The sequence below is a fragment of the Chitinophaga nivalis genome (assembly GCF_025989125.1).
GTDB classification, from domain to species: Bacteria; Bacteroidota; Bacteroidia; order Chitinophagales; family Chitinophagaceae; genus Chitinophaga; species Chitinophaga nivalis.
Map to the genome: position 1 here is coordinate 4,166,957 of NZ_JAPDNR010000001.1, position 23,665 is coordinate 4,190,621.

The following is a 23,665-nucleotide window of genomic DNA, read 5'->3' on the forward strand; positions in this document are numbered from 1 at the left end:
AATAGTAAGTCAATATATTTTTGAGATTAAAACATTCACGACGATCATATAAGTATTGTATTCCTACTTGAAATAATAGGCTATTGCATGCTCCTTGAGCGGATTCTGGCTCCAGTCTTCCCACTCGCAGGTGTAGGGGTTGTAGCCACATTTTAATGGTTTACTCAGGATGTCCTGAGGGTTTTCCAGATATGCCCTGCAATCAGTGCAAATATGGCGAAATTCACAATCTTTGCAAACAGAAATCTGATTCTTATTAATATGCCAGTATTTTTTAAATGCCGGATGAGCTAACGCCGCTAACAGCGTAGAGTCGTATACGTTACCAAAGCTGTCTTTCATAGAAGGACAGTTTTTAATATTGCCGGCAGCATCAATACTGATTTTTCTGTTAAGACAGGTATTGTATTGCTGCGACTCAGTAAAGGTTTTGATGTTGATGGAAAAGTAGTCCGGAATGATATGCCCGCAATGGGTGGCGGCATCAATGGGAGAAGGAATGTACAGGATCCGGGCATTGCCTGCCGGCGGATGAAATACCGTTTCCGTAAAAGGAGTGGTATGGAGCGTGAGCAGGGTAATTCGCTTAAACAGGCTGCAAAACCCTACCAGCATGGGCTGGGTAAAATGATCCTGGTATTTTATAATCAGTTCTGCCGAAAGAATACGGGTATGTTCCAATTGTTGCAGGATGTCTTCAAAGAAGGTGAGTGGATGATCGGAGAAGCAGCGAAGCTGGATATGCTGACAACCGAGTGTTTCCAGTTCATGAATGAGGCGTGGCCAGGGAAGTGGCGGTGTAGCAGCATCCAGGTCGATGATGGCATTGGTAACCGGATACGGCTCATCCCAGGTAAGATCCATGGGAGGAAAGGCCGCCGGCGTTTCGGTGAAAAAAATGAATTCTTCTCTCAGCAAAAACTCGAAATACTCGTGGATGATCTCATCCTGTTCATGTTCATAATATTGATATACCTGTTCGATCGTTTTACCATCATGCAGTAATAGGATCTCATAGAGGGTATTGGGGATCAGGTGAATGCTTTGCCGTTGTACATCACAGAGTACCGATCGTTGGGCGCCTTCCACCGGAAGACAGCAGGTAAACAATCTGAAAGGGATATTGGTTTTCATCTATGCGAACGGTTAAAGGATGATTTTACTGATCGGTTTGTAGTGTTTGCTCACGGCTACCTGGTGCTGGTAGAAAGTGGCTGGTATCATGGTTTTGCGTGCAGGCGGCGGGGTAATCTTTTCCATAAAAAAGAAACGCACCGGTAAAGTTGAAAGTTCAACCATTTTTTTGATGGATTGCATGTCTAAGGGTGTTTGTTGGTAGAAACCTCGATAGCGCCAAACAATATTTCATTCCCATATTTTTTCTGTGCTGCTTCTTTTGAGAGAAAAGTTATTTTTCTGATATCTGACGGTTTAAGATATTGCAGCATGAGTTTTCTCATTTTGTGCGAGGTCATAAACCGTTCATTCAGCAGTATGGGAACTTTGCCGGGGATGGCGGCTATCTCTTTTTCTACCTGTTGATAGATATATTTTTCGATGGGTAAACTGGGAGAACACATGATCAGGACACTGTCTGCCGGCATATTGGTCATTTTGCTGACGGTGGCGGAATCCCTGACGACCCATTCCTGTTCTACTTCTTTGAGCGGAGCGTATCCCTCCTGAAATACCACACCATCCATCACTTTGATGAAAATGGTATTGGGCAGTATATGCCCGTCTCCGTCGCCGATTTCTTTTGCATGCGCTTTCAGCAGTCTTTCATTGACGATTTGCCCCTGTACATACAGGTGCGCAGAAAAAGAAAGTAGTAGCAATATGGCTTTCAACAGCCGGGGGTGAGGTGGTCGCGTGCTTGGTGTGCTGTTACCCATAATCAGTATCTTAAGTAGGTAGCAATTTCTTTTTCCAGATATAGATTGCAGGCATTGGAGATCCACTCGAACTGCCCGCTGGGATTCACTTCCAGAAACACATACTCACCCGCTGCAGAGAGAATCATATCAATAGAACCTGTATTCAGTTCCTTGCGTTGCATGAATCGCCGGACGCTGTCTGCTACGGCTGCAGGAATCTGATAGGGAATGACCCGGTTGGGTTTTTCCGTATTGTAATTCCGGAAATCAATTTTTGTTTGTTCATCAGCTTGTGAGAAGATGGCGACGGTAAATATTTTTTCATGGATATAAAAAATTCTGAGTTCAATTTCTTTTTCAACATATTCCTGAAAGAAGCTGGGGAAGATGGTTTCCGGCAACTGGTATAACAACTGCTCATCAATGAGATGTGTACCGGCCGTTTCAAAAGTGTGCCGGTGTGATTTTACCTGGGTATGCCGGTTCAGTGATTTGGTGATGATCTTTTTTTTCTGCCGGAGGAAAGCGATAATTTCTTTTTTGGCAGAAGTGAAAATATAGGCAGGCGTTTTTAAAGCACAGGCCTGTGCTATTTCCAGATCTATCAGTTTGTTTTGTTCCAGTTCTTTTTCGTAGGAGCCGGTTGTTTTGGCAGATAGATGATAAAAAAGATGATGGGTCAGCATGTGCCAGTCTTCAGATACATTGAGCAGCACATCGGCGGGTATTTTTCCCGGCTGACTGCTCAGTTCTGGCATCCGCATGTATCCTCTCCGGTACCATACACTGGTCACATCCGATAAGGTGACCTGTTTTCCATTGAGGAAAGTGATGGCGTAATGGTTGTTGAGGTAACTGATATCTTTTATTATATCTTCTGTATTGATGCGACAACAGTGGCAGTGATAGGTGTATAGATAGTCCATCACTTTATCCGTAACATTGTCGCCGGTTTCGCTGAATATAAGTATCATGCTATGACAATCGCGTCATTTTTTCAGGATAGTTAACTGGGAGAGAACAGGTAAAAAAGAAACCGGCAAGAAGCTGCCGGCTTCTTTTACTGTTACTTGGTTTGAAATGGGGAAAGTGTTAATGGTTGATACAACCTGTTGTGTGGTGGCTGATTATGCCCAGTACCCGGGGATGTTTCTGACATCGGCACTACCATCTTTGTAAACCCTGATCACAACATCTAATCCGCCGGATTGACGGGCTGTGGTGTCGCCTATTCTCCAGCCGCCGTTAATGCCTCTTTTTTCTTCCTGGGTCAACCGTGTAAACAGGGAATCGTTGATTTTTTGAAAGGATCTTTTTTTCATGACTATGGCGTTTAATTGTTAGGAATGCCACTTGCAGTGGTTTTATAGGATAATGAAAAACTAAATGGAAAAACTTGTCAGGATATGCTGCTGGTGAGCCTTTTGTTAGGGTCTGGTGTATCTTGAGGGTGCATTATGTTCTCATATTTGGATTAGTAGTGCTATAATACTTCACCTAAATATAAAGATTATTTTTTGAAATAAATGCAGAAATATTTCAGAAAAAAATTAAACTGCAGATGATGGTTAGTAATCCTGTTATTATGATCAGATAATTATATTGTTGATCATGAAAACTATATTAATCATGTTGATAGTATCAGGATGATGGCTGCTTTTTCAGGTCACTATTCATGGGTTGCAGTAACCCGGCAAGTGCCAATAGCAGAAAACAGACTGATAAATCATCACAGCAGAGAAATACCCTACTGATCCTGTTTGCAGATGATGGATAACTCCTGAATGAATACTGACGGCTACTTCGGGAGGTGTGGATAAGTTCTGTGTGAGATAATGACAGCCGTTGATAAGCCGTAAGTGCATACTGGCCGCTGTTTGATGACCACTGCAATATAGCTGTTGTTGAAAGTGCGGGATTTCCTGTACTAAAATAGCAGCCCGCCGTACTAATTTACACAGCAGCAAGCCAAAACTGTGGCAAAGGATGTACCATACAGCTGAGTATTGTCTCCTGTTTAACCCTTATATCGTTCGATGAACGGCGGATGTATCGCCTTGCTGGTGACCATGTATTTTCTATGTTAAGACATACGTACTTAAATCATAGACGTATGTACAGACTAACTTAAATCCTATATCTACTATGAGCTATTTACAAGTACCCCGACTTATTTTTTCCGGCAGTTTTCAGTCCGATGTGGCAACGATCAACAACTTTGTTAAAAATTATGATACCGCGGAATGGCGAACAAGTAATGGTCTTTATGAACTCACCGGTAACGGGGGAGGATGGAACCCGAATGGAAGTGGTTCCTGGCGTTTGCACGATGTAAAAGTGGAGCGTGTATACTATGCAGATGGCACCAGTTGCGACAATCCCGAAATTGATCCGATTGTTGGCCAGCCATTGACCAGCGGAGAAGAACGATCCGCACCTAAAATGGTAGACCTGGACCCCGCCCGTTTCCTGACGGAGATCTGGGGATTCCGCCTGGATCTGGGAAAAGACACCGGCATCGGTTTTAGCGGAGATTATAAAGTGACTACTTATTATGATCTCTGGAAACGCGCCAAAACAGGCTTTGCAGATGATATGGTCTGTGCGGCCTATCACAGTACCGTGAAAATTGACCGGTGGAATAACACCACCAATTCCCGTTTCCTGCGGGAGCTGGCAGCAACAGCACCGGGTGCGGTGCATCCGGATAAAATCAGTATCAAGTTTAATGTAGACAGTGTACAGATCCTGAAAGAATTACCGATGTATACTTTCGGCCGCATTGCAGGCGCTATCGGCAAATTTGAAGCGCATGAACCGCATCACTTCATTGATGGGAGAGCGTTGTATCCGGTGGCGGCCCCTTCGCAACCAGTACAAACTGCCTATGCCAATGTTACCGGCAACATCCTGCATGTAGACCTGGGCAATTCCCTGCCTACGGTGGTCAGCGGAGGTGCGCAGTCGGACATTGATGAACTGGGCATTGCCGTATTATCGCCAGTCGAAGGAACCGTGTTGCTCGGGGTGGTGGATTATACCCCCTCCAAATGGTACACCCACGCCAGTGGTATCAGTTCCTTTCAGCTGAATGCACATCAGCTGGAAATTGTGGCCAATCATCCGCTTGCGCTGGTGTTGTTGTCTACCGGAGAAGTGTTGTTGCGCGAAAATGCCGATGGTTCTTTTGTGGCGGCAGATACCTTTGTGTATCGCTTTAATCCTGGTGATCAGGCTACGGCAAAAATTTATGCCAAATCATTCGGCCGGCCGTTACCCAACCGGCAGCTCAGTGTGTATCATGCACCGGTACCGGCATCCGCCAGCGATAACGCCCTGACTTTCCCCGCTGTTATTACAACAGATGCTGCAGGTATCGCCCAACTGCCTATGACTGCCGGTGATCCGGGGTCACCCCGACATATGATCGACGGACAGATATATGATGTGTTTTTTCAGCTGGATAATCCGGGGCCGCCGCCGGTGGAGCCGCCATCCAGACAACTGATCTATACCCGGGTGTTTTCCGGTTTTCAGGTGCCGGCCAAACCTACCTGGATGGAACACATACACCCGATCTTCCTGCAATATGCCAACCTGTATCCGGTGATGAAGCCTATCGTGGATCTGTCTAATTATGCCAGTGTGGTACAACGGCTGCATATCCTGAAAAGTGTATTTAAACTGCCGCTTTCCAGCCCGAACTACATGCCGGTGACCCGCGACCTTTCCCGGGCCAAACAGCAAATGATTCAGCAGTGGCTGGAGAATCCGCTCTATATGAACCTGGATTCCGTAGATAGCCTGAAACTGGCCCTGCAAACGGCTATAGAACTGGAGCACTCCACCATACCACCTTATCTCACGGCGATGTACAGTATCAAACAAGGATACAACATCGAAATATATGAACTGATCAGAGGCGTGGTGATGGAGGAAATGCTGCACATGTCGCTGGTGTGTAACTTGCTCATTGCGATCGGGGGCAGCCCGGATATTGCCAAGCCATCTTTTGTACCGGACTATCCGGGTACATTACCGGGAGGCTTGCATGCGTGGCTAACTGTCCGGTTGCGTAAGTGTTCTATTGAACATATCCGCGATTGTTTTATGACCATCGAAGAGCCGGAAAAAGTAGTAGAGATCAAAGCCAAAGCGATGTATCCGCAATGGCCGGAACATCCCAACCTGTATACGGTAGGCTGGTTCTATGCAGAAATCAAAAAAGCCCTGACGAACCTGAACAAGGCCGGCAAACTTACTTTTGGCAACGAGGCTAAACAGGTGACTGACTGGGGCGTTCCCGGACAATTAAATGTGATTAATAACCTGCAGGATGCCCTGAATGCCATCGACCTGATTACCGATCAGGGAGAAGGTACATCTGCCAAAGATCCTACCAATGGCGAGGAAGAGCTGGCACACTACTATAAATTTTCGGAGATCGTACATGGGCATCATATGATCCGCAAAGACGGTGCCTTCTCCTTTACCGGCGGAAAAATTCCATTCGATCCGGATGGTGTATGGCCGATGGCAGATGATCCGCTGCCGATATCCTATGCCAAAGGTTCCCGTGCAGAGATATTATCAACGCAGTTTGCGCATACCTATCAGGGTATGCTGAAAGGCCTGCACAGAACGTTTAATGGTGAACCTGCTTTATTGCCGGAAGTAGTGGGTACCATGTATACTTTATCCCTGCTGGCCAGACAACTAATGGAAACGCCTACCGGACGTAATGATGGCACTACGGCGGGTCCCGCTTTTCAGTTGCCGTTGTAACCCGTACGGCTATACTACATAGTGGTCATTTTAAGATTCCCTGCAACCATCAGCTGCAGGGAATCTTATATAACGATACCATACAGACAGCATATGATGGTGGTCCGTTCAACCTGTCATGTGTTGGTTGGGGAAAGGTTATTACTGTGCTGAACAGCTTGTCAGTAAAGGATTACAGGTAGGTGCAAAGCAGCTTGCTCCCGTCGCGCCCTGTTTTATTTTCAATACAGGAAGGGGGAGCGCAACTGTATAATAGTTTCGCCGGCATGATTTTAAACTGCATCCCGTGTAGTACTGCATGCCGCCGCTTACTGCCGGAATTTTGTTGCATGAGGTGTTTTTGCGGTAAGGCGTTATAACTTTGAAGCATACAACTACCGTATTACTGCTGACGGAAAACCCAGTATATAATAGTTGGAAAACCTGCGCCCATCATGATGGACCCGTATCATGAATGACAGCGTATCCGGTATCTGTCAAATATTTCTTTTTATAACTTTCTTATGAGATTGTAGCAAGATTTACCTTTTAGCAGCTTTGATTGTAGGGTTTTTTTTATCCTGTGGAGAAACAGTATTATTCCGGAAAGGAGCCGCATTTTGTATAATGCGATCTGTAGTGGTAACCTGTACGGAAGAGAATAAATATCTTAAAACGCTGGTTTTGATCAAATATCCTTTTGTCTCGTAGTAAAATAATTAAACGCGTATGGACTGAATGAACGGAATTCCTGTTGATAAATTAAAAGCGTAACCATGTTACAACAATCGCTACCTGCAGCTGTTTGATGCTTCGGGTAACCATGCATTTCATGATGCCGGCACAACCGGTAATAATAAAAAATAAGCCGGAAAAAAAGGACGTCCATGAACGGGACTGTGGAAAAGTGTGTCTGTATACAGCCGGTTGGTTGTATTGTAACCGTCCTTCATGATAGAAAATTATAAGCGGGATGGATGTACCTGCCGGGGATATCCCATATCATAACTTTTTCATTTTTTGATAGTACTCAAATTTGTTAAACAACGAACGCACCTATGTGCAATACGTTTAATATGCAATAGAAAAATAAAGGCCGCCCATGTCTTCGGGCGGCCTCTCTTTTTTTATCGGGTGATGATCACTTTGCCTGTCAGTTGCTGACCGGCCCTTGTTTTTACTTGTAGTATATAAATACCCGCTGGAACAGCGTCCGGCAGGCGAACACTATTATTGCGCAGTATTTCTCTGTAAACGGATTGTCCATGCAGATCCGTCACGATCAGCTGACTGCCATTCAGCTCCTGTTTGCTCCTTATCTGTATAAGGCCGCTGGTAGGATTAGGGTAGAAGTCGAGCGTTTGTAGGGCGGATGCACTTTTATCCGTTGTTACGGTCGTATTTTCTTTGGCTGTTGTTGGTTCTTTCACGATAATACTACCCCTCACAATTACGGTAACCGGTCTTCTCGGACCTTCACAGCAGGTGAGTGTGGCAGATACAAAATAAGTAGTGGTAGCGGTAGGCGCCGTACTGAACGGATTGCCGCTGTAGAGGGCCGTTCCACCTACCTGTGCATTGTACCAGGTAAAGGCAGCACCTGTAGGGCTGGTACCGATTAAAACAGCTGTTTCACCGCTATTGATGATAACGGTATCCGCTGCTACGGTCGGCGCCCCAGGTCTTTGATTTACGACTGCCGTAACGGCGCTACGCGGGCTGGCGCAGGTGCCTGTACCGGCTGATGCGTAATAGGTCGTTGTAACGGCTGGTTTTACCGTATAGGTATTACCGGTAGCCAGTGGCGTACCACCTGTGCTGACATTATACCAGGTAACAATCACACCTGCCGGTACAATTGCAGTCAGGGTGATGCTGTCGCCGGCGCAGACAGCTGCACCAGCCACCAGTACTGGCGTTGCTGGCCGGGTGCCAACGGTAACGGTTACCGGGGTACGTCCGCTGCTGCAACTGCCTTTTGAAGCTGCTGCGTAGTAGGTAGTAGTCGCGGTGGGTTTTACCGTATAGGTATTACCGATAGCCAGCAGGGTACCATTCGCACTGTACCAGGTAACAGTAACCCCTGCAGGCACAGTGGCCGTAAGGGTAACACTGTCGCCACTACATACAACCGGCGGCGTAGCAACTACCGGTGGTGCAGGTTTGGTGGTGACGGTAACGGTAACGGGCGTACGGCCGCTGGTGCAATTACCCAGTGTGGCGGCAGCGTAATAGGTAGTAGTGGTAGCAGGCGCTACAACGTAGGTATTGCCGGTAGCCAGTGGCGTGCCGCCGGTGGCCGTGTTGTACCAGGTGATTACTGCGCCTGCAGTGGTAGTAGTAGCGGATAATACGAGCGTATCACCAGCGCAGATACCGGAAACAGGGGTAATCACCGGTGCTGCCGGTTTAGGATTCACAGTCACGGTAACAGGCGTACGGCTGCTGCCGCAGCTGCCCTGTAATGCCGCAGCATAATAGGTAGTCGTCACGGTTGGTTTCACCGTATAGGTGTTACCGGTAGCCAGTGGTGTCCCGCCGGTAGGCGTATTGTACCAGGCAATGGTGGTGCCGGCTGGTGCGGAAGCCGTGAGGGTAATGCTGTCGCCGCTGCAGATAGGAGTGGTAGTACCTACGGCAGGTGGTGCCGGTGGTGTACCTACGGTGACGGTTACAGCGGTGCGGCTGTTGCTGGTGCAGCTACCTTGCGTGGCGGCGGCATAGTAGGTAGTAGTTACGGTTGGTTTCACCGTATAGGTATTGCCGGTAGCCAGCGGGGTACCGCCGGTACTTACACTATACCAGGTAACGGTTACGCCGGCCGGTACGGTGGCGGTTAAGGTAATGCTGTCGCCGCTGCACACAGTGGCATCCGGTATTACGGGGGCTACTGGTCTTGGATTTACGACAACGTTCACCGATACACGGCTGCTGCTGCAGGTACCCAGTGTGGCGGCTGCATAGTAAAGGCCGGTGGCGGTGGGTTTTATCCGGAACGGTGTGCCGGTGCCGATAGGAGTGGCGCCGGTACTGTTGCTGTTATACCAGACCACGTTGACGCCGGCAGGTACATTGGCGATGAGGGTAACGCTGTCGCCGTTACATACAGCCGGAACGGCCGGAACTACGGGTAATGCCGGTCTGGGATTTACGGTAACGGTTACCGGTGTTCTGCTGCTGGCGCAACTACCCTGAGCGGCGGCGGCATAGTAGGTAGTGGTAACGGTAGGTTTCACCCGATAGGTATTGCCGGTGGCCAGTGGGGTGCCGCCGGTACTCACGTTGTACCAGGTAACAGTGGCGCCTGCCGGTGCGGTGGCAGATAACAGTACACTGTCGCCACTACAGATGGCCGGAACGTTGGCAATGACCGGTGGGGTCGGTTGTGGATTGATAGTAACGGTAACGGGTACACGCCGACTGCTGCAGCTGCCCTGTGTAGCTACTGCATAGTAGGTAGTGGTAGCTGCTGGAATCACTTTAAAGGTGTTGCCGGTAGCCAGCAGGGTGCCGCCGGTAGGAGCATCATACCAGTTAACGGTCACGCCGGCAGGAACGGTGGCAGACAGCAATACACTATCACCCTTACAGATAGCCGGTACATTGGCGATGACCGGATCGGCCGGTTGAGGATTAACGGTAATGGTAACAGGCACACGTACACTGCTGCAGCTGCCGTTGGAAGCGGCGGCGTAGTAGGTAGTAGTGGCAGCGGGCGTTACCAGGTAGGTAGTACCGGTAGCCAGTGGCGTACCGCCGGTAGGGGTATTGAACCAGGTAACGGTCACGCCGGCTGGTACAGTGGCTGATAAGAGCACGCTGTCGCCGCTGCAGATGGAGGAGGAGCCGGTTGTTATCACCGGTGCTTCCGGTTTCGCATTAACAGTAACGGTAACGGGTACACGTCGACTGCTGCAGCTGCCCACGGTGGCTACCGCGTAATAGGTAGTCGTAACGGTGGGGTATACTTTAAAGGTATTGCCGGTCGCGAGCGGAGTACCACCGGTAGGGGTATCATACCAGGTAATGGTAGCACCGGCTGCCGCGGTGGCAGACAATATTACACTGTCGCCGCTGCACACGGTATTGGTGCTTGTGCTTACTACCGGAGCTGCCGGCGCCGGATTTACCGTAACGGTAACGGCAGCACGGGCGCTGCTGCAACCATTTGTTTTGGCAGCCGCATAATATGTAGTGGTAGTAGCGGGTTTAACGATCACCGTTTTACCAATGGCGAAGGCAGTACCACCAACAGGGGCATCAAACCAGATAATGGTGGCATCTGCGGCCGCAACGGCAGTGAGGGTAACACTGTCACCACTGCAAATAGGCGGAACCGTTAATAAGGCCGGTGTTTCCGGCGTAGGTTTCACCGTGATGGTTACCGGTGTTCTGCTGCCGGTACAGCTGCCCTGGGTAATGGCCGCATAATAGGTAGTGGTAACGGCAGGCGTTACCAGTAAGGTGTTGCCGGTAGCAATGGCAGTACCGCCGGTGCTGCTGGTATACCAGCTGACGGTAGTGCTGTTGGGGGCAATGGCAGATAGTAATACACTGTCGCCGCTACAGATGGAGGCAGCGGAAGGCACTACTACCGGTGCTGCCGGCGTGGCCGGTTGGGTGTGGGCATAGTAGAGCCGGAAATTTTCCAGCACGCCGGCCAGGGAACTGCTTAACGTAATTTTTACCCGGTCAAATTGTTTGGCCGGTTTAATGGCAATTTCCGCACGCCGGTTGTTGTCCAGCAGGCGTATTACGCCGGCTGCCGTGCCTTGTGCGTCGTTGTTGGACCGGTTGCCATTAAAGGTTTCTACGGTCACGCCTCCGAATAAATTAACGGATAGGAGGGTGTTGCCGCTGCCGATACCAATGATCAGGGAGTCGCATCCGGGCGTGGAGGCAGCCGGAAAAATGAGTGTCTGTTCAACACTTACACCCAGTAGTCCGGCAGTAATTACAAAGGTGGAATAATCATCCAGTGAATTACTGTTGACCGGGTTTTCAGGTTCATTAACAAAACACAGCAGACACAAACCATTGATCTGGTTGGTCTGCCGGTTGGCATACACTTTTTGTGCATACCCCGTAAAATGGGTCATGAGCAGTACCATTATTATTGCAATAACGGTAACGGGCCCACGAAGACGTACACTTTTTCTCATAGAAAAAAGAATTAAGGAAATGAAGAAAAAATGGTGAAATGAAAAATGGATTAACAACTCATGCCGATCCCTTTCCGTGAAAGGGAACTAAGGGGATAGGGTTCAGGAATACCAGGCTACTAGATCTCGGTTCGTACAAACTTAACGGCAGTGTCATGAAAATAAACATCAGTTATTACTAACCGGCATTCCGAACCGGTCGCATCCTGCCCGATATTACCTACAACGGTAACGGATATATGCGCTACCACACAGAAAACCGGGAAAGTAATTTTTTGGAAAGCATCATTTTTATTTTGGTTCATTTGGTTTAAACCAATCGAACTTTTAATACCTTGTGATGAAAAGGAGCATGGAGCCGACGCATCTCTCTAAAGATCAGCAGGCCGTTGTCGAAAGGGTAGCGCATTATTTTCAGCAAAGCGGAAGTACGCAGGCAGCTGCCTACATACAGGCCTTATTGATAGCTGGTAACAAAACAGCGCTCACCTTCGATGAAATCCGGGAAACATTACATCTCAGCAAAGGCTCCACCAGCAATGCTATTAAACTGCTGTTAAGTACCAATCAGTTAATTGCCGTTACCTATATGGGTGACCGTAAGCGTTACTTCAAAAGCACGGGCATCGATTGGGAAACCAATACCCGGAAAAGCCTGAACCAGATTTTGCAGGTCAATACTTTATTAACGGCCTTATTACAGGTCAGAAAAGATGATGATCCGACCCACCATGAAAACCTGAAAAAGACCATTGCTTTTTTCGATCACCTGCATGGTGAAATAAATGACCTCTTTGCAAAGCGGAGAGAACAGCATCCTTAGCGGTTGCCGGGAATGCAGTGTGTTGTCAGGCAATCGGGTTTAGGGGGCCGGGATACCATCGCCTTTCCGGCCGGTCGCTCTTCCGGCGTAGCGGATATACCTGTCCGTAGGACACCCACCTGTCTGGCGTGGGGGAGAACCCGGTACGACCCTGTAACGGCCGGGGATACCCGATAACAAAAGCCCGGTTGGCCGGAGGAATAAAAAATTTTCCTGATTCGCGTATAACTTCTCTGGGGAATGCGCCAATTTTGCGCGTCACATTTTTATTTTATCAACCCAGTACACAACCGTAATGATGAAAAAGCTTTGTCTGTTGAATGTTTTGCTACTTTCACTGACCACTTTATACGCGCAAAAAACAAAAGATAGTAATGGTACCATCCATGGTACTATCACGACTTCCGATGGTAGCCCGGTACCGAATGTTACCATCCGGATCGAACGTGCCCGCTGGGGTGATATCAGTAATGAAAAAGGAGCATACACGATTAGTAATGTAAAACCGGGTAACTGGGTACTGAAAGTATCTACCGTGGTGACGGCCACCCAGGAAAAAAATATTACGGTCACGGCTGGCAGCGACCAGGAGATCAATTTTGTCCTGAATGATAATGCCGCCCGGTTACAGGAGGTGATTGTATCTACCGGGAAAGCCCGCCAGGAAAATAAAAATGTGGCCAAGATGCCCCTGAAAAACCTGGAGAATCCGCAGGTATATAATACGGTATCCGCGGAAATCATGAAACAACAGGGGATTACCAATTATGACGATGCCCTGCGCAATGTGCCGGGACTCACCAGAACCTGGGAATCTACCGGCCGTGCCGGCGATGGCGCTTCCTATTTTGCCTTACGGGGATTCGATGCGCAGCCAACCCTGTACAATGGCCTGCCGGGTTTAACCAGTGGTAACCTGGACCCCGCAGATATTGAAGCCATTGAAGTCATCAAAGGGCCGTCCGGTACTCTCTTCGGCGGTAGCTTCTACAGCTATGGGGGGATGATCAACACCATCACCAAAAAACCTTATTTCAATTTCGGCGGCGAAGTAGCCTATAATTTTGGCAGCTTTGGCTTAAACCGGGTAACGGCAGATATCAATACGCCGCTGAGTAAGAAAGAGAAGATCGCCCTACGGGTAAATACTGCTTACCACTCCGAAAACAGCTTCCAGGATGCGGGATTCAAAAAATCCTTTTTCATCGCGCCGTCGTTGGTTTATGAAGTCAGCGAAAGACTCACGTTCCATTTACTAACAGAGTTCCTGCAGGAAGACAGGGCGGTGGCGCCGGTATTTTTTCACTCCGGCAGAACCGCGGCGCTGGATTTCAAAAACATACAGGAGCTGAATCTCAATAATAAACTTTCTTTCACCAGCAATGAGCTGACCATTAAAACGCCCCGCTTTAACCTGCAGGCACAGGCCCTCTATAAAATATCGGAACAGTGGACTTCCCAGACGGTCATTTCCCGCGGAGCGGTAAAATCAGACGGTATTTATACCTATATATGGGATGACGATCCGGGAAACAACTGGTTTAGCCAGTACTTCCAGAAAGAAAACCAAACCACCACTACCACCGATATCCAGCAGAACTTTAATGGCGACTTTATGATCGGCAAGCTCCGGAACCGTTTGCTGATCGGATTGGATTATTTCAACCGGAACGTAGTAAATAACGGTACAAATGGCGCCGTCGGCAGAAATGTAACGCCACAGGGCGATGTACAGGAGTTCGTACATGACACCATACCAGCCGTCAATTTAACAAGAGCCGCCATTGACCGCCTGCTGGCGCCGAATGGTATGAGCAACAGCAATATCAATAACAGTTCTTACAGTGCCTATGTATCCGATGTGTTGAATATCACGCCCGGATTAATGGCGATGCTGAGTCTGCGTGCCGACTATTTCGATACACCCGGTGAAAAAACCACAGGTAAAGGCAGCTATAACCAGTTTGCCTTATCTCCTAAATTCGGCGTGGTGTATCAGCCCGTGCTGAACAAAGTATCGGTATTTGCCAACTATATGAATGCCTTCATCAATGTGGCTCCCCGCGAAGTGGCCAATGCCAACGGAACGGATCGCCGGATGAAATCATTCAAACCGGAACATGCCAACCAGTGGGAAGCCGGGGTAAAAGCCAACCTGTTTGCCGATAAACTGCGTGCCACCGTTTCGGTATATGATATTAAGGTAGCCGACAGGGTAGTACCGGATGCCACTAACCCCAACAATTCCCTGCAGGGAGGAAAAGTAGGCAGTAAAGGTATAGAGATAGACATCAGTGCACACCCGGCGGCCGGATTCAATCTGATAGCTGGTTACAGCTTCAATGAAACAAAGATCATTGAAGGCAACCCGCTTGACTTTTATTCCCAGCCCGGCAGAGCACCCGGCGGACAAGGCCCGCAGCACCTGGCTAACTTTTGGGGTACCTATACCATCACAAAGGGACAGCTGAAAAACTTCGGATTAGGCCTGGGTGGAAACTATGCCGGTGAATACAAGGTGATTGACAATGCCCAGACCGGTGAATTCTTCCTGCCGGCATATGCCCTGCTGAATGGCAGCATCTACTATAATTCAGATAAATTCAGGATTACCCTGAATGTAAATAATATTACCAACGAAGTATACTACATCGGTTACTGGTCTGTGAATCCGCAACGCCCGCGGAACTTTGCGGCCAGTGTGGCTTATAAGTTTTAATCCCTTTACGGCTGGCCCCACAAAAGTCCCCGGTGCGGTCAGCCGTAAATATGAAATTATTCTACTAAATTAGTAGGGTAATGTCATATTCATCCAAAAACAGCCATCATGTCGACCTTATCATCTGCCCTGACAAAAATTATCTGCCTGGTTTTGCTGAGTGTATCGCTTCCCGCGCTGGCGCAGCAGAAAGCTACTGCCACCTATTTCGCAGTAGAAAATTATTATAAAGCCAAATGGGGCTATGCAGAAGAATTTATTCAGTTATGGAAAACCAACCATTATCCCCTGTTGAAGAAAGCGCAGGAGAAGGGAGATATTATCAGCATCACTGCCAGCAAGCCGCGGCTGCATGGGGGAGAGGATATCCGGTGGGACTACCGGGTGACCATTGTATTCCGGAATGCCGCACTGGCCTTTGATCCGGACCTGACATCAGCCTATAAAAAACAGCTGTATCCCGATCAGGAAAACTACCGCAAAGCCGAACAGCATCGTTTTGAAATCCTGCAATCGCATTGGGATATTGAAACGGTAACCGATAACCTGGACTAGCCGGTATGTTTACCGATGTTATTTAAAACTTGCACAGGATGTGCAGGTTTTTTTTATGTAGATAATAAGCAGGATATAGCCCCATTACAGGCGCGTAGTAGTACTGCAGGGGACTGTTATCCGGTGGCGTCAGGGCATCCTATATTGCAGGCAGATTGTCTTACCTGACCGTCCATAACAATTGAAATTCACTTTTGTGTCACCCAAAAAAATTCCCTCCATTATGAAGTCCGTTTTTCTGTCATGTTGCTTTGCGCTATGCAACGTGGCTGCCATTGCCCAGCATTATAAAATCGATGAACACAGTTATTATGTTTACCTGAACGAAAGAAAGGTGGAAGTACCTGTCAAAGAACAGGCTTCCTATGTACGAACGTTTTTTAACACCGATACGGTAAAGCCGGTATATGAAGTCAGGGATTACAGGATCAACGGAAAACTGTTTAGCATTGCCGGTTCTGCTTCTCCGGACCAATTGAAATACGAAGGCCCGGCCATGTGGTTCAACGAAGCCGGCAAGGTAGTGAAACGCGGGACCTACCGGAATGGCGCCCCCGATGGGAGCTGGCTCAGCTACTATGACAATGGCCGGTTAAAGACAGAATGTGTGGCGTCGGCATACGATGAAAAGGGGAAGCTGAATCCGAATTTACCGTGGAGGGTGATCAATAGCTGGGATAGTGCCGGCCGGCCGGAGTTAACCGGTGGTAATGGAGTGTACCTGTTACGTGATGATTCCGTTTATGCAGTGAAAGAAAGAGGTATATTGAAAGATGGTTTGCGGGAAGGTGTCTGGGAAGGAGTGGCAAAAGATGGCCGTAAGAGTTACCAGGAAAACTATGTGCAGGGTAACTTGGTCAATGGGGTGCTTTATGATACAGATGGAAAGGAAATCCTGTATACCCAGATTAATACCCCTGCTACCTTTAAAGGGGGAGCAGATGCTTTGGCCAGTTTTTTATCACGCACCATGCGTTATCCCCGTTCTGCCGTGTTGAACAATGAAATGGGAGAAGTGGCGGTGTCATTCCTGATAGATGCGGCTGGTCATGTCAAAGATCCCGTGGCTACAGGCCAAGCGTCGGATGCCCTGAAAAAAGAAGCCATACGCGTGATACGGCTCTCTCCCCGCTGGCACCCGGCGAAAGTAAGGGGGAAGGCGACGGCAGATTATTTTATCCTGCCGATTCGGTTTGGTGAAATACTGTAATACGACGGAAAACAGCGTAGCATCGGTAACGTTAGTGATATTTACCCAGGCCTTCCGGTATTGCCGGAAGGCCTTTATTGTTTGTATACCTTGAGTAGCGCGGTAGTCCGGCATCGTCATCTTATCTATCTCCCGATAATACTGGCAGGATCGCACCTGAAAATATACCTTTGTGGGCACCCGGGAGATAATCCGGGTAATGGCAGATACATTAACCGATAGCATTTATAAACCCGTCATCGTTATGAAATTAAAAAAGGTTATCTGTAGTTTTTTAGGCAGTTGTCTGATCGCCGGTGTTTTGCAGGCGCAGGTTACCATCATTAAAGCCGGGCACTTGTTTGATGCCGCCACCGGTAAAATGCTGTCACAGCAACTGATCGCCGTCAGAGATGGGAAAATTCAACAGATCGGCGCAGATATTCCCTATAGCCCGACAGATAGCATCATAGACCTGTCTGATGCCTGGGTGTTGCCAGGCTTAATGGATTGCCATGTACACCTGACCGTTGCTTTCCCGTACCGGAAGGTAGCTATTGAGCATATGTATATGACAGAAAGCACAGCGTTGCGGGCATTGCGCGGCGCACACAATGCACAGGTATTGCTGATGAATGGTTTTACGACCATCAAGGAAATCGGGAATGATGCCAATTATGCTTCCGCAGATGTGATCCGGGCTATTAAAAAAGGATGGATACAAGGGCCGACGATTATATACGCCGGGAAAATTATCAGTCCGTATGGGGGGCAAACAGCTGCCAGTCCCGAACATGAACATGTTTGGGATATGGAGTATCTCGATGCCAATGGTGCAGATGAAATCAGGAAGGCCGTCAGGAAGAATATTTACTATGGGGCAAACGTGATTAAAGTGGTGACGGATTCCTATGCCTATCATTACAGTCTGGAAGAGATGACAGCAGCCGTCACAGAAGCCCGTCAGGCAGGATTAAAGGTCACCGCGCATGTCATGGGAGGCGAAGCAGCCCGGAATGTGATCAACAGTGGGGCAGCGGCCATTGAACACGGTGTGGATCTCGACGATGAGCTGTTGCAGCTGATGAAAACAAAAGGTACTTTCCTGGTAGGAACAGACCTGGCTGTTAGTAATAACTTAGCCTACAGTGCAGATAGCGCCACCGCACGCAACTATTACCGCATAGATATCGACCGGTTAAAAAGAGCGTACCGGATAGGTACTAAAATGGCGTTCGGATCTGATATTATTATCGATATCCCCGGTAAAAACAGGGCGCAGACGATCCTGGAAATATTGCAAAGCTGGAAAGATGCCGGTATTCCCAATGCCTATGTCCTGCAATGTATGACCCGGTATGCAGCAGAACTGCTGGGAGTAGAAAAGGAAAGAGGCCTGATTGCGCCGGCTTTGGCCGCGGATATTATTGCAGTAAAAACAGATCCGCTGAAAGATATCAATGCCATCAAAGCGGTGAGTTTTGTGATGAAAGACGGAAAGATCATCCGGAAAGACTAACCCAGCCTGCTTCCTGTCAAAAGGTATACAGGCACACAATAACCGTTGGTACGTTCCCGTTATAGGGCGGTATCCGGCAACTGAAAAGAAGCCGGCTACCGGAAACCGGGTAGTGCGACCCACTTTATTTAAATATCATAGCTATAAAAAAACAGTATTATCATCATGCAAAAAATTAAACGCCTGCTCTTTTTATGTGTTATACTGATGGGCAGTATCGCTACGTACGCACAACAGACAAAAGAACCGGCCCCCTTTGTACTCCGGGAAGGCAAACATAATTTAACCCTCCAATGGGTAAGCTGGAATCAACCGGGTAAAGCAGTCATTAAGAAAAAGAAAGACGGCACCTACAGCATCCAGGGGGAACAACGGGGCGCAGATAATGCAGGCTTTGTGACGATCGACGGCGTGCTGAAAGTGGTGTCTGCCAAAGAACTGGAATTTGAAGGTACCATCCGGACAAAAGATAATAGTATCAATGGCGGTGAGGTATGTGAGAAAAAAGGTACCTATCACTTCCTGGCTAAAGGTGCCCGCAAATACTGGCGCCTACAGGAAATGGAGAATTGTGAAGGCAACAATGTGGTAGATTATGTAGATATTTTCTTCTGATCCTGTTACAGGCATGAAAGTGATCAAAAAAACCTTCCGGTATAACCGGAAGGTTTTTTTATGGTATAAATATTATCGCAGATTTCCCCAGGCTGTGATGAGCAGGTTCCGGGAACCGCCGGCATTCCGGTGCTCGCACAGGTAAATGCCTTGCCAGGTACCCAGGGCCAGCCGTCCGTTGTGTATGGGAATCATCACGGAACTGCCTAACAGTGCCGCTTTCAGGTGGGCGGGCATGTCATCCGGGCCCTCGTCGGTGTGCACATAATCCGGATCGTTTTCGGGAACGGCTTTATTGAAATAGGTTTCGAAATCAACACGCACGGTCGGATCAGCGTTCTCGTTGATCGTCAGGGAAGCAGAAGTATGTTGTATAAAAACCTGGCACATGCCGGATTGTAACCGTGCCAGCTGCGGCATCGCCTGTACGATGGCGGAGGTAATAAGGTGAAAGCCCCGTCGCTGGGGTGGAAGCCGGATCGCCTGTTGAAACATTTCCATACGATTGTTTTTTGCAAAAATAGGTGTTACCGGATAATTGCTACCGGCAGATCCGGGATATATATCCAAGGTGGCGTCTGTTATGGATGCAGCTCCCTGCGATCATTTCCGTATTGCGTAAAAAGAATTCCGTAATGGAGTAGGGGACCTCTTCCCGGTTGCGTTCTTTTGCACCACTTTAAACATGTGAGCACTACAATATGCGAATGTTCCTGACGGCCATCATGGCCCTATGCATCACCAACATCTATGCCCAGACCATCATCAAAGGAAGTGTGAAAGATCCGGAGGGCAACCTGGTACCTGGTGCCAGCGTCACCATCGGAAAAAACAAGGCCACTACCACCAATGATAAAGGGGAATATCAGTTTACAGATCTGCAACCGGGCAAGTATACGGTTACCTTTTCCTTTATCGGATACGAAACCACCGGTAATACCGTACACCTGAAAGAAGGGGAAACCCGCGTGGTACAGGTAACATTGGTAGCTGCCGCCGAACAGCTGCAACACGTGGAAATTGTAGGCCGGAAAGAATCCGGTTACCGCAACACCAGTTCCTTTATAGGCACCAAAACAGCCACACCGCTGAAAGAGGTACCACAATCCATCAGTTACGTTACCAAAGAGCTGATGCAGGACCAGCAGTCTTTACGGGTAGGCGAAGTCGTTAAAAATATGAGTGGGGTCAGTCAGTATACCTCCTATGACGATTTCATCATCCGGGGATTCCGTACCCAGAACAACGGCCAGGTACAGTTGCTGAACGGGCTGCGTACCATCACCGGTTTCTGGAAACAGCCCCTGACCAATTACCTCGAACGGGTAGAAGTGATCAAAGGACCCGCTTCCGTGCTCTTTGGGAACAGCTCTCCCGGTGGTATCATCAACCGGGTAACTAAAAAGCCGTTAATGGAAAAGCGGCAAAGTCTTAGCTTCAGCAGCGGCAGTTTCAATACTTTCCGCGGGTTTGCCGACTTCACCGGACCAATGAATACTTCCAAAACCCTGCTGTACCGCCTGAACCTGGGCTATGAGAATGCACAGAGTTTCCGCGATCTGCAGTTTGATAAAAACTTCATCGTGGCGCCTTCCATCTCTTTTCTGCCCAATGAAAAAACCAGGTTAAACCTGGATGTGGTATACAACCGCAGTATGAGTCGCCTGGATCGCGGCCAGGCTGTTTATGGCAACAACGATATTTATTCGGTACCTGTTTCCAAAAGTCTGAATGCGGCCAACGACTACCTGAATGAAGACAATGTGATGATCACCACTTCCTTTTCCCACCAGTTCAATAAGCATATTCAGTTTAATGTGGCTTACCTGAAAACCATCTGGGACGAAGATTTGCTGGAACACCGCACTGCCAACGGCTATGCTAAAGACAGTGCCAACAGGGAGCTGCCTACGCTGGTTGAAATGCAGGTGCTGATCCGTAAAAGAAAAGTATTCTCTGATAACGTTTCCGCCTATTTTACCTTCGATGTAAATACCGGTGTGATCGGACATAAGATTGTAACCGGGTATGATTATGCGCAATCCAAAATGCCCTGGGGCGCTGCGCAGTCAGTCGCCAACGGTTATCGCAATAATACCAATACCGCTGCCGGCGCCTATAACAAGGACAATCCGGGCAAATTCCTGTATGAAACCGTCAATGGCGTAAAACGTCCGGTGCCCAATGTGCCGCACTTCGACCTGACTTCCGAAAGCCCGTATCAGCTGTTTGATATGAGCAAATACTTTTACACCAAAAGTAACTACGACGCCACCTTTTACCGTACGCAGGGCATATATGTACAGGACCAGCTCACACTGGGTAAATTCCAGGCATTACTGGGCCTGCGCTACGACCGCTATACTGATTTCCTGAACTATACCAAAAAAGCGCAGCAACAGGTGGTACAGGAAGCCCTGATACCAAGAATAGGCCTGGTGTATACGATGAACAGGCATGTGAATCTGTATGCTACCTATACAGAAGGATATAATCCGCAAACAGCATCAACGATCAACAATCCCAATGCCGGCGGTCCGTTTGATCCGCTGCTGAGCAACCTGATAGAGGCAGGCGCTAAAAGCGACTGGTTCAACGATCGCCTGTCGGTGACCCTTTCTGCCTATCGGATCCGGTTGAAAAATGTATTATACAAAGCAGGCGATGCAGGCAACCCGGACCTGATGCGACAGGTAGGGCAGGTGGAATCCAAAGGAATAGAGATGGATGTAAAAGGACAGCTTACACCAGACTGGTACCTCACTGCCGCTTATGCCTTTAATGAATCTGCCATCAAAGAAAGTCCGAAAGCCAGTGAAATCGGCCGGCAAAGTCCCGGTGCTCCGAAACACCAGGGAAGCGTGTGGACCAAATACAGTATCCGTAACGGAAAACTGAAAGGGCTGGGCATCGGCGCCGGCAGCAACTTTGTAACGGAGCGTAATGTGGATGGCAATGACATACAGACGTTGCCTGCCTATACGCTGGTGAACGCAGCGATCTACTATAAGATTGATAGGTTCCAGTTACAGGTAAACCTGAATAATATTTTCAATAAAACCTACTGGGTCGGTGGGTATGATTATCTTCGCCTGTTTCCGGGAGCGCCACGCAACTGGTTGTCGACGGTGTCTTATGTATTCTGATAGCTGATATGATTAAACGATTCAAAAAAATAACAGGACAACTGCACTTATGGCTGGGGCTTGCCTCCGGCCTGGTTGTTTTTATCGTAACGGTGACCGGCAGTATGCTGGTATTTGAAAAAGAACTGGATCCGCTGATCAACAAAGACCGGTACTTTGTAGCGCATCAGCCGGGCGAAGCCCGCCTGTCGCTGGATAGCCTGCTCCGGCAGGTTGCCCGGGCACAGCCGGCATTACAGGTAACACGGCTGGAGATAGAAACGCATGATCCCGACCGCCCTTTAATGCTGCTGGCCACCCGCAAAAAGGAATTATACCGGATGGCGGTAGACCCCTATACCGCCAAAGTGGTATCGGTGATACCGGAAGACAAACGCTTTTTTTCGATCATCGTGCACCTGCACCGTTATCTGCTGGCCGGTAAAACCGGTAAAGCCATCACCGGTGTATCCTGTATTATATTTATCTGTCTGATCATATCCGGATTGATATTATGGTGGCCTAAAAAATGGAAAGGACTTAAACAGCGGCTCAGCATCAAAAACAGTGGTAACCGTAAACGGTTCATCTGGGACCTGCATGCTGTAGGCGGTTTTTATATACATGCCCTCATATTGGTGATTGCCTTAACCGGTCTTACCTGGAGTTATAAGTGGTTTAACAACGGCATTTTTTTAGTCATGGATGGTAAGCCGCCCGCTGCCAATAAAGCACCGGCTAACCGGGTTATGCAAGCGGCCGGCGATGGTTTTTATGAATCGCTGTATAACAAAGCCAATGTAGCCTTGCCTTATAATGGCCGGGTCACCCTGTTGATTCCTGCCGGCGACAGCACGGCTGTTACCGTTTCCAAGGAAAACCACGAAGCGGCTGTTCCCAATGTGGTCGACTTCCTGTATTATGAAAAAGGTACTGGTACCCTGCTGAAAGCGATGCCCTATGCAAAACAAACCGCGGGGATGAAGGTCCGCCGCATGATATATCCCATACATACCGGCAGTATTTTTGGCTGGCCTACGAAATTGCTGGCGTTCTTTAGCTGCCTGTTTGCCGCCTCCCTGCCGGTAACCGGTTTATTGGTATGGTTGAACCGCCGGAAGAAAAAAACGAAGTCCGTACCACCCCGGAAAGCAGCTAATCTGGCCGTGGCGCCCATACCCCGGCCGGTGGAATAATGCTATAATCATCGTAACTTTAAGCCCCGGTGGCTGGCCTGTCTGCCAGCCGCCGGGCCCCTGAAAAATATTACTGTCCGCTACTGACATAGGGTTGTCACACATCCATTTTACCTTTGAA

General features: G+C 48.5%; 17 protein-coding genes. 9 read left to right on the plus strand and 8 right to left on the minus strand.

Annotated elements, in window-relative coordinates; all coding sequences use genetic code 11:
* Positions 1-63 precede the first annotated feature (63 nt).
* From gwsS to OL444_RS16570, 5 genes are all read right to left on the minus strand, one after another.
* Positions 64-1,134, minus strand: coding sequence for a grasp-with-spasm system SPASM domain peptide maturase (gene gwsS, locus OL444_RS16550; RefSeq protein ID WP_264731434.1), 1,071 nt, complete (start codon positions 1,132-1,134; stop codon positions 64-66).
* 12 nt (positions 1,135-1,146) lie between these two features.
* Positions 1,147-1,299 (minus strand): hypothetical protein, encoded by a 153-nt coding sequence (locus OL444_RS16555; RefSeq protein WP_264731432.1) that lies wholly within the window; start codon positions 1,297-1,299, stop codon positions 1,147-1,149.
* 20 nt (positions 1,300-1,319) lie between these two features.
* Positions 1,320-1,895 carry a hypothetical protein gene (locus tag OL444_RS16560; RefSeq protein WP_264731431.1) on the minus strand — a complete coding sequence of 192 codons (576 nt, stop codon included), beginning with the start codon at positions 1,893-1,895 and terminating at the stop codon, positions 1,320-1,322.
* A gap of 2 nt (positions 1,896-1,897) precedes the next feature.
* On the minus strand, positions 1,898-2,851 hold the full coding sequence (gene gwsG / locus OL444_RS16565) for a grasp-with-spasm system ATP-grasp peptide maturase (RefSeq protein WP_264731429.1): 954 nt from the start codon (positions 2,849-2,851) through the stop codon (positions 1,898-1,900).
* 153 nt (positions 2,852-3,004) lie between these two features.
* Entirely contained in the window at positions 3,005-3,199 is a 195-nt protein-coding gene (locus OL444_RS16570; RefSeq protein WP_264731427.1) for a hypothetical protein, read from the minus strand.
* Between the two features lie 823 nt (positions 3,200-4,022).
* On the opposite strand from OL444_RS16570, the gene OL444_RS16575 reads away from it, so the two are divergent.
* On the plus strand, positions 4,023-6,662 hold the full coding sequence (locus OL444_RS16575) for a ferritin-like domain-containing protein (protein WP_264731425.1): 2,640 nt from the start codon (positions 4,023-4,025) through the stop codon (positions 6,660-6,662).
* A gap of 1,106 nt (positions 6,663-7,768) precedes the next feature.
* On the opposite strand, the gene OL444_RS16580 is transcribed toward OL444_RS16575, so the two are convergent.
* Positions 7,769-11,803 carry an Ig-like domain-containing protein gene (locus OL444_RS16580; protein WP_264731418.1) on the minus strand — a complete coding sequence of 1,345 codons (4,035 nt, stop codon included), beginning with the start codon at positions 11,801-11,803 and terminating at the stop codon, positions 7,769-7,771.
* Positions 11,804-12,143: 340 nt separating this feature from the next.
* Here OL444_RS16580 and OL444_RS16585 point away from each other — a divergent pair, with 340 nt between their 5' ends.
* Positions 12,144-12,626 carry a GbsR/MarR family transcriptional regulator gene (locus tag OL444_RS16585; RefSeq protein WP_264731417.1) on the plus strand — a complete coding sequence of 161 codons (483 nt, stop codon included), beginning with the start codon at positions 12,144-12,146 and terminating at the stop codon, positions 12,624-12,626.
* Between the two features lie 25 nt (positions 12,627-12,651).
* On the opposite strand, the gene OL444_RS16590 is transcribed toward OL444_RS16585, so the two are convergent.
* A complete protein-coding gene (locus tag OL444_RS16590; RefSeq protein WP_264731415.1) occupies positions 12,652-12,888 on the minus strand; it encodes a hypothetical protein in 237 nt (78 codons plus the stop codon).
* A gap of 33 nt (positions 12,889-12,921) precedes the next feature.
* Between OL444_RS16590 and OL444_RS16595 the strand changes: the two genes are divergently transcribed.
* From OL444_RS16595 to OL444_RS16615, 5 genes are all read left to right on the plus strand, one after another.
* Positions 12,922-15,345, plus strand: coding sequence for a TonB-dependent receptor (locus tag OL444_RS16595; RefSeq protein WP_264731413.1), 2,424 nt, complete (start codon positions 12,922-12,924; stop codon positions 15,343-15,345).
* A 108-nt stretch (positions 15,346-15,453) separates the two neighbouring features.
* Positions 15,454-15,900, plus strand: coding sequence for an EthD domain-containing protein (locus tag OL444_RS16600; protein WP_264731411.1), 447 nt, complete (start codon positions 15,454-15,456; stop codon positions 15,898-15,900).
* Positions 15,901-16,123: 223 nt separating this feature from the next.
* A complete protein-coding gene (locus OL444_RS16605; RefSeq protein WP_264731409.1) occupies positions 16,124-17,110 on the plus strand; it encodes an energy transducer TonB in 987 nt (328 codons plus the stop codon).
* A gap of 244 nt (positions 17,111-17,354) precedes the next feature.
* Positions 17,355-18,608: an amidohydrolase family protein gene (locus OL444_RS16610; RefSeq protein ID WP_264731406.1), complete on the plus strand. Its 1,254-nt coding sequence runs from the start codon at positions 17,355-17,357 to the stop codon at positions 18,606-18,608.
* Positions 18,609-18,773: 165 nt separating this feature from the next.
* Complete coding sequence (locus OL444_RS16615; RefSeq protein WP_264731403.1) at positions 18,774-19,223, plus strand: hypothetical protein; 450 nt, start codon at positions 18,774-18,776, stop codon at positions 19,221-19,223.
* A 72-nt stretch (positions 19,224-19,295) separates the two neighbouring features.
* On the opposite strand, the gene OL444_RS16620 is transcribed toward OL444_RS16615, so the two are convergent.
* The gene (locus tag OL444_RS16620; RefSeq protein WP_264731402.1) at positions 19,296-19,724 is read right to left on the minus strand and encodes a secondary thiamine-phosphate synthase enzyme YjbQ; all 429 of its coding nucleotides are present in this window, start codon (positions 19,722-19,724) and stop codon (positions 19,296-19,298) included.
* Between the two features lie 200 nt (positions 19,725-19,924).
* On the opposite strand from OL444_RS16620, the gene OL444_RS16625 reads away from it, so the two are divergent.
* Together OL444_RS16625 and OL444_RS16630 are read left to right on the plus strand one after the other, a co-directional pair.
* Positions 19,925-22,369 carry a TonB-dependent receptor gene (locus OL444_RS16625; RefSeq protein ID WP_264731400.1) on the plus strand — a complete coding sequence of 815 codons (2,445 nt, stop codon included), beginning with the start codon at positions 19,925-19,927 and terminating at the stop codon, positions 22,367-22,369.
* Positions 22,370-22,377: 8 nt separating this feature from the next.
* Positions 22,378-23,544 carry a PepSY-associated TM helix domain-containing protein gene (locus OL444_RS16630; protein WP_264731398.1) on the plus strand — a complete coding sequence of 389 codons (1,167 nt, stop codon included), beginning with the start codon at positions 22,378-22,380 and terminating at the stop codon, positions 23,542-23,544.
* Positions 23,545-23,665: the final 121 nt, after the last annotated feature.